The following is a 7,304-nucleotide window of genomic DNA, read 5'->3' on the forward strand; positions in this document are numbered from 1 at the left end:
CCACCGACCCCCGGACACGGAAGCCCCCGCCGTCCCGGGGACGGCGGGGGCTTCCGGTGCGGACCGGTCAGGCCGCGGCGAGCGGCTGGCCGCCCAGGGTCTCCGCGTCCACGTCGGCGGGGCGCAGCGCCAGGGCGAGCACGTCGGCGACGTCGGCGAGGGTGTGGATGGTCAGCGCCTCGCGAACCTCGGTGGGCAGGTCGTCCAGGTCCGGCTCGTTGCGGGCCGGGATGATCACCTCGGTCAGGCCGGCCCGGTGGGCGGCGAGCAGCTTCTGCTTCACGCCACCGATGGGCAGCACCCGGCCGGAGAGGGTCACCTCGCCGGTCATCCCGAACTCCGGGCGGACCGGCCGGCCGGTCACCAGCGACGCGAGCGCGGTCACCATGGTGATACCGGCGCTGGGGCCGTCCTTGGGCACCGCGCCCGCCGGGAAGTGCACGTGGATCCGCCGCCCGGCGAGGGCGTTCGGGTCGATGCCGAGGCGCCGCCCGTTGGAGCGCAGGTACGACAGCGCGATGTGCGCCGACTCCTTCATCACGTCGCCGAGCTGACCGGTGAGGGTCAGCCCCGGTTCGCCCTCCATGCTGGTGGCCTCGATGAAGAGCACGTCGCCACCGGCGCCGGTGACCGCCAGGCCGGTGGCCACGCCGGGCACCGCCGTCCGCTCGGCCGACTCCGGGGTGAACTTGGGCCGGCCCAGGTAGCGGGCGAGGTTGTCGGTGTCGACCCGGACCGGCGCCGGGTCGGACGCCAGCGCCACGGCGACCTTGCGCAGGATCTTCGCCAAGGCCCGTTCGAGCTGCCGGACGCCGGCCTCCCGGGTGTACTCCCCCGCGATCCGGGCCAGCGCCTGGTCGGCGATCGTCACCTCGTCGGCGGTCAGCCCGGCCCGCTCCCGCTGGCGCGGCAGCAGGTGGCCGCGGGCGATGGCCACCTTCTCGTCCTCGGTGTAGCCGTCCAGGGTGACCAGCTCCATCCGGTCCAGCAGCGGACCGGGGATGGTCTCCACCACGTTGGCGGTGGCCAGGAAGAGCACGTCGGACAGGTCGAGGTCGACCTCCAGGTAGTGGTCCCGGAAGGTGTGGTTCTGCGCCGGGTCGAGCACCTCCAGCAGGGCGGCGGCCGGGTCGCCGGTGTATCCGACGGCCAGCTTGTCGACCTCGTCGAGGAGCACGACCGGGTTCATCGAGCCGGCCTCGCGCAGGGCGCGGACGATCCGGCCGGGCAGCGCGCCGACGTAGGTGCGCCGGTGGCCGCGGATCTCCGCCTCGTCCCGGACGCCGCCGAGGGAGACCCGGACGAAGTTGCGGCCCAGCGCCCGGGCGATCGACTCGCCGAGGCTGGTCTTGCCGACGCCGGGCGGGCCGGCGAGGGCGAGCACGGCACCGGAGCCACGGACGCCGACCACGCCGAGGTTGCGCTCGGCCCGGCGGTTGCGCACCGCGAGGTACTCCAGGATGCGGTCCTTCACGTCGGCCAGGCCGGCGTGGTCCGCGTCCAGCACCGCGCGGGCCGCGGCCAGGTCGGTGTTGTCTTCGGTACGCGTGTTCCACGGCATCTCAAGGACCGTGTCGAGCCAGGTACGGATCCAGCCCGCCTCCGGGGAGGCGTCGCTGGCCCGCTCCAGCTTGCCGACCTCGCGCAGGGCCGCCTCGCGGACCTTCTCGGGCAGGTCGGCGTTCTCCACCCGGCTGCGGTAGTCCGCGGAGCCGTCCGGCTCGTCCTCGCCGAGTTCCTTGCGGATGGCGGCGAGCTGCTGGCGGAGCAGGAACTCCCGCTGGGACTTCTCCAGCCCCTCGCGGACGTCGTTGTTGATCTGCTCGGTGACCTCCTGCTCGGTTAGGTGGTCCTTCACCCAGCCGACGAGGAGCTCGAGTCGGGCGGTGACGTCCGGCGCGGCGAGCAGTTCGGTCTTCTGCGCCAGGCTGAGCCAGGGCGCGTAGCCGGCGGCGTCGGCCAGCTCGGAGAGGTCGGTCATCCGCTCCATGGCGTCGATGACCTGCCACGCGCCGCGCTGCTGGAGGACCGAGGTCATCAGCGCGCGGTACTCGCGGGCCAGTTCGCGGGCCCTGCCGGCCGGGGCGGGTTCGTCGATCTCGGTCGCCTCGACCCAGAGGGCGGCGCCGGGGCCGGGGACACCCGAGCCGATCCGGGCCCGGGACAGGCCGCGGACGACGGCGGCGGGTTCGCCGCTGGGCAGCCGGCCCACTTTCTCGATGGTGGCGATCACGCCGACGGAGCCGTACTCGCCGTCGATGCGGGGTACGGCGAGGAGCTTCTTGTCGCCGGAGGCGCGGGCCGCGTCGACCGCGGCCTGGGTGGTCGGGTCGAGGGTCACCGGGATGACCATGCCCGGCAGCAGGACGGCGTCGGTCAGTGGAAGTACCGGAAGAGTTGCCATCGAACACCTGCTATCACGTTGGGTTGAGCGTGACAGGCTCAAGTCACAAACCGTTCCCCTTGTTCCTGACTGTGACCCAGGCCACTCCGTCGCCCTTCCCGTGGCGACCTCGGCACCCGCGTCGCGAGGGGGATCACGATTGCGCGGCAGAGATTTGCGACCCGCTGAATGGAGAACGGCGGGTATTGTTGCAATTTCGGCGCGCGGTACGCCAAACTCTTGACCACACCCCGCCCGACACCAGGGAGCAATGGCGATGGCAAGGAAAGTAATCACCGTTCTGACTGACGACCTCGATGGCGGAAAGGCCGATCGGACAGTCGAGTTCAGCCTGGACGGCGTGGCGTACACCATCGACGTCTCCGACGAGAACGCCGGCGTCCTGCGCAAGGCCCTCGACCCGTACATCAGCGCTGGCAGGCGGCTCGGGCGCGGGCCGGTCGACACGGGCCGGGCGGTGCGGCGGCCGGGCCGACCGGCCACCTCCGGAATGGACCGCGAGCAGAACCGCGCCATCCGGGAATGGGCGGCCAAGAACGGCTATGAGATTTCCGAGCGGGGCCGCATCCCGGTCTCCGTGGTGGAGGCGTACAAGAACCGCTGAGCGCGGGAGATCACCTTCGGGCACGCCGGGGTCACGCTGAGAAATCGGCGTGACCCCGCTTGGCATTTCCGGCCCTTCACCATTTCCACTACCGGCCGCCGCCGGCGACCTGTCCGCCGCTCCCCGTGGCCGGAACGCGCATCGGGGTCGTCCGGGCGTGCCCCCGGACGACCCCGACCAGTTCGTCAGTTGACCCGGATCCGCACCACGTCGAAGGCGGGGGTCTGGTTGGCCCGCTCCATCATCGGGATGCGGTGCGAGCCGTCACCGGCCCAGACCGCGCACTGGGCGAGGCCCGACTGCGGCAGCCCGGGGATCTGGATCAGCACGTCGTCCGGCTGCGCGCCGCCCCGACCGTCCTCGGTCGCCACGAAGAACGCCGGCACGTCCTGCGGGTTAGGCGGCTGCCGGGTGCTGTTCAGCATCCGGCACGCGGTGTGGAAGTGCCCGCGGACCAGACCCTGGTCGTTCAGCAGCGAACTCTCCAGGTAGTAGCCGCCCTGACCGGCCGCGAGGAACCGGTCCCGGACCAGGTTGCGGGTGGTCACCCGGAGGGTGAACGGCTGATTCCGGCCGACCTGGTTCGGGAATCGGGTGATCAGCAGGGAAGGGTTGTTCTCCGCCGCGCCGACCTCACCGAAAGCGGTGCTGACACAGCGGTTTCCCGCCTGGAAACCGTCGTGCGGCTGCAGCTTGCTGTTGGCGCAGTCCTTCGCCAGTACACCGAGGCCGTTGCCGTTGTTGCCGCCGTTGTTGTTCCCGCCGGTGCTGTTGTCGCCGGGGATCTGCCCGCCATTGTCGTTCTGGCCGCCGGTGTCGCCGCCGTTGTTGTTCCCGCCCGCGTTCTGACCGGCGTCGGCGAGGGCGCACTGGGCGAACTGGTCGAGACCCTCGGGGCGCTGCGCCACCCGGTCGATGGCGGTCGCGATCCGGTTCAGCACGGCGGTCCGCTTGTCGGCCAGGGGCTGCAGGACGGCGTTGTTGATGAAGTCCTGGCCGTTGCGGCCGTCCGCGGCGAGCCGGCGGTTGGCCTCGGCGATCTGCGCGTCCAGCAGGGCCAGGTTGCGGTCCACCTCGGCGCGCGCCTGGTCGGGCACGTGCGGGAGCTTGCTCCGCACGTCGGGGCAGGCCACGGTGGGCGTACCGGCGGCGGCACCGGCACCGGCCTTGACCGTCTGGCACTCGGCGACCGACATCTGGCCGTCACCCCAGTGGTTGCGCACCCAGCGGCCGTTCTGCCAGGTCCGGGTGGTGCTGCCCTGGCCGCTCGGCGCGGTCGCACCGGGGCTCGGGGCGATGCAGGACGCGGCGGCGGTGCGGGTGTAGTCCCGCCGATCCTGGGCCGACGAGATCTGGGTCACGGCGACGATTCCGCCGAAGACCGCGAGCGTGCCGACAACGGCCAGCAGTCGCTTGCCCTGCGCGTTACCGGATGACCGGCGCGCCCGTGTGGACCTGCGCATCGAATTGCTCTCCTTCTCGATCCGGTAGTTGACTCGTGACCCCCGCGGACCGACGGAATTCGGGGTGAGGATCGCTGCGACGTTCGGGTCGCACGTCGATGACCGACGATGCCCTTTCCGCACCGTCTCCGGCGCCTTTCGGCGCGGCTGGGAAGATCTGCGTCCATTCCCGCTGGAGTACGGAGCGGCCACGGCCATGGTTCAACCCCGGATCGGGGAATTCGAGAAGGAGTTGGCCGACGATTGTCGGCGGGCGGGACGACGCTCGGCCCGGGTGGCGGGAACGTCAGTCGGCGCAGAGGTGGTCGAAGGCGAAGTCGTCCTCCAGCTCGTCCCGGCGGGACGCGAGGAGCCGGATGTCACGGCGGAGCTGGTCCCGGTCCACCAGCAGCGACTCGACGGCGTCGAGGTCGCGGAGCCGCTTTCCCACCGCCACCGTGGCCAGGTCCTCGGCGAGCCGGGCCGGGTCCACCCCGCAGGAGAACCGCTGCTCCCAGAGCTGCACCCGCTCCACCAGGCACCGGCCGGGGCGCACCTCGGCCCAGCTCCACCCCTCGGCGGGGCCGTTCTTCCAGCGCACGTGCAGGCCGCGGAGGATGGGGTCGGCGAGCTTCCGGTCCACGTACGCCTCGACCGCGGCGGTCCGGGCGAGGGCACCGAGGTCGTTGACGTGCCCGCTGCGCCCGTCGGGAAGCCGCCCGATGATGTCGCGGAAGGGGACGCTCGGCTGCTCACCGCCGCCGGGTTCCGGGGCGGTGGCGTCGGCGTAGCCGCGGGCGTCGATGACGTACTCGACGATCCGGCGCCCGTGGTCGGCACCGCGCAGGGTGGGTGACTCGACCCGCAGCACCTCCAGCCCGACCGCCGCGCAGACCGCGCTCTTCATCCGCTCGGCGCGCTGCTCGGGCGAGCCGGCGGCGGCCGGCGGGACGATCTCCACCGCGAAGAGCGGCCGGCCGTCGGCCGCGGCGCAGATCACCAGGTCGAAGCCCTCCCGGATGGCGGTGCTCCACTGGTTGCCGGTGATGCCCGGGGGGCGTCCCTGGACCAGCTCGCTGAGCCGCCGCGACGCGTACCCGACCTGACCGGCCCGGCTGAACAGCGGGCTCCCGGTGGTGATCGGCCGCAGCCAGGAAGCCTCCGCGCTGCCGGTGCTCGTCATCGTCCCCAGTTCCATCCGTCGGTCGGTCGACCGGGCCGAGTCTAGAAGGTCGATCATGGTGAGCGCCTCGCCGGTGCGGCCGGTGCGGCGTCGCCGGTCCGGCGGAGCACCGACGAGCCCCGTTTCCCGCCGGCGGCAATCCGGTTGCCGCCGACGGCTGGCAGCCGGTGAGATGAGGCCGTGTCGATCTTCCTCACCACCGCGCGGCTGGTGCTGCGCGAGTTCACCCCGGCCGACGCACCGCTGCTCACCGACCTGGACGCCGACCCGGACGTGATGCGGTACCTCACCGGGGGCCGGCCCACCCCCGCCGACGAGATCCGGGAGCGGGTGCTGCCCCGCATGCTGGCGGCGTACCGGCGGCCGCCGGGGCTGGGCTGGTGGGCCGCGGAGCAGCGGCGGGACGGCACGTTCCTCGGGCGGTTCGAGTTCCGGCCGACCCGCGACGGCGATCCGCGGGAGGTGGAGCTGGGCTACCGGCTGCGCCGGGCGGCGTGGGGTGCCGGGTACGCCACCGAGGGGTCCCGGGCGCTGATCGACAAGGGCTTCACGGAGCTGGGCGTGGAGCGCGTGCTCGCCACCACGATGGCGGTCAACCGCGGCTCCCGGCGGGTGATGGAGAAGGCCGGACTCGGGTACGTCCGGACGTTCCACCAGGCCTGGCCCGAGGCGATCGAGGGATCCGAGCACGGCGAGGTGGAGTACGCGCTGACCCGGCGGGAGTGGCAGGACCGCAGAGGGCAGCGGGCAACTCTTTGATCATTTACGACCTCCCGCCATGCGTACGGAACCCATTCACATCAATGGACTGGCCGGCCCGGTCGTCGTGGCCACCCAAACACTGGGTGCCGCCAAAATCATGGTCGGGGAACAGAATGCCACCCGCACCCGCCGAAACAGGTATCTCCTGCCCGCCGCCGACGGAACGTTGGTGGACGCCACGTTGAGCAGCGGCCTGTTCGACCCCTGGCCCAGCATCGACATCGCGGGGGTCAAGCACCGCACCGGGCCGCGGATACCGGTCCTGCTCCAGATCCTGATCGCTCTACCGTTTCTGCTGGTCCTCGCCGGCGGTGGGTTGATCGGCGGCCTCATCGGTGGAACCGCCATGGTCATCAACATCGCGATTGCCCGCGGGCGCCAGTCCACTCCCGTGAAGGCACTACTGATGCTCTGCGTCCTCGGCGCCTTCTTGTTAGTGCTGGGAATCATTGGGGCGCTTCTCCAGTGAGCCCTCGACCCGGCCTGTCCCGGGGGTCGGTCGAGACGCCCGACGATGACTACAACGTTGTAGAGGACTGGCCGGGCCCGCAGCGGGTACGCCTCGCCGACCGTTCCGTCGTCCCAGCAGCGGAGGTGCGCATGACCCGCCAGCAGTTCGGATATCTCGCCGGATTCCTCCTGGTCGCGGTCTGGGCGCTCGGCGGGGCCGGCGCGGCGGCGGCCGCCACCCTGGCCGGCCTGGTCGGCTGGCTCGTGGTCCGGGTGCTCGACGGGGAGGTCACCATGGCCGGGCTCGCCGACCGGGCGGCCCCGAGCCGACGGCGCTGACGGTGGGCCCGATGACCGGCACCCTGCCGCGCCGCGCCGCCCCCATCCGCGAGCTCACCGGGCTGCCGACCCGGTGGATCGAGGCGCACCTCGCCCGGCTCGCCGCGCACGCCGCCAGCC

The 7,304-nt window shown here is 72.1% G+C and carries 7 protein-coding genes; 4 read left to right on the forward strand and 3 right to left on the reverse strand.

All coding sequences use genetic code 11. The features are described from left to right. Window positions 1-67: 67 nt before the first annotated feature. The gene (gene lon / locus DKL51_RS03175; RefSeq protein WP_124811702.1) at window positions 68-2,404 is read right to left on the reverse strand and encodes an endopeptidase La; all 2,337 of its coding nucleotides are present in this window, start codon (window positions 2,402-2,404) and stop codon (window positions 68-70) included. Between the two features lie 256 nt (window positions 2,405-2,660). Between lon and DKL51_RS03180 the strand changes: the two genes are divergently transcribed. Then, window positions 2,661-3,008, forward strand: coding sequence for a histone-like nucleoid-structuring protein Lsr2 (locus DKL51_RS03180; RefSeq protein ID WP_109943043.1), 348 nt, complete (start codon window positions 2,661-2,663; stop codon window positions 3,006-3,008). A gap of 185 nt (window positions 3,009-3,193) precedes the next feature. On the opposite strand, the gene DKL51_RS03185 is transcribed toward DKL51_RS03180, so the two are convergent. Next, complete coding sequence (locus DKL51_RS03185) at window positions 3,194-4,471, reverse strand: hypothetical protein (RefSeq protein WP_165823032.1); 1,278 nt, start codon at window positions 4,469-4,471, stop codon at window positions 3,194-3,196. Window positions 4,472-4,757: 286 nt separating this feature from the next. After that, on the reverse strand, window positions 4,758-5,690 hold the full coding sequence (locus DKL51_RS03190; RefSeq protein ID WP_243422238.1) for a DUF2726 domain-containing protein: 933 nt from the start codon (window positions 5,688-5,690) through the stop codon (window positions 4,758-4,760). A 123-nt stretch (window positions 5,691-5,813) separates the two neighbouring features. On the opposite strand from DKL51_RS03190, the gene DKL51_RS03195 reads away from it, so the two are divergent. Genes DKL51_RS03195 through DKL51_RS03205 form a run of 3 tightly spaced genes read left to right on the forward strand, consistent with a single transcriptional unit; the run spans window position 5,814 to window position 7,184 of the window. After that, the gene (locus tag DKL51_RS03195) at window positions 5,814-6,392 is read left to right on the forward strand and encodes a GNAT family N-acetyltransferase (RefSeq protein ID WP_109943031.1); all 579 of its coding nucleotides are present in this window, start codon (window positions 5,814-5,816) and stop codon (window positions 6,390-6,392) included. A 19-nt stretch (window positions 6,393-6,411) separates the two neighbouring features. Next, complete coding sequence (locus DKL51_RS03200; RefSeq protein ID WP_123826997.1) at window positions 6,412-6,864, forward strand: hypothetical protein; 453 nt, start codon at window positions 6,412-6,414, stop codon at window positions 6,862-6,864. Continuing rightward, the gene (locus tag DKL51_RS03205) at window positions 6,861-7,184 is read left to right on the forward strand and encodes a hypothetical protein (protein WP_123826998.1); all 324 of its coding nucleotides are present in this window, start codon (window positions 6,861-6,863) and stop codon (window positions 7,182-7,184) included. Before DKL51_RS03200 ends, DKL51_RS03205 begins: the two co-directional genes overlap by 4 nt. Window positions 7,185-7,304: the final 120 nt, after the last annotated feature.

This window comes from Micromonospora globispora (assembly GCF_003857015.1).
GTDB classification, from domain to species: Bacteria; Actinomycetota; Actinomycetes; order Mycobacteriales; family Micromonosporaceae; genus Micromonospora; species Micromonospora globispora.

What these genes read in the sequence shown, in the direction of transcription:
- lon (WP_124811702.1), bottom strand. Translation starts at nt 2,404, where the DNA reads ATGGCAACTCTTCCGGTACTTCCACTGACCGACGCCGTCCTGCTGCCG.
- DKL51_RS03190 (WP_243422238.1), bottom strand. Translation starts at nt 5,690, where the DNA reads ATGATCGACCTTCTAGACTCGGCCCGGTCGACCGACCGACGGATGGAA.
- DKL51_RS03180 (WP_109943043.1), top strand. Translation starts at nt 2,661, where the DNA reads ATGGCAAGGAAAGTAATCACCGTTCTGACTGACGACCTCGATGGCGGA.
- DKL51_RS03185 (WP_165823032.1), bottom strand. Translation starts at nt 4,471, where the DNA reads ATGCGCAGGTCCACACGGGCGCGCCGGTCATCCGGTAACGCGCAGGGC.
- DKL51_RS03200 (WP_123826997.1), top strand. Translation starts at nt 6,412, where the DNA reads ATGCGTACGGAACCCATTCACATCAATGGACTGGCCGGCCCGGTCGTC.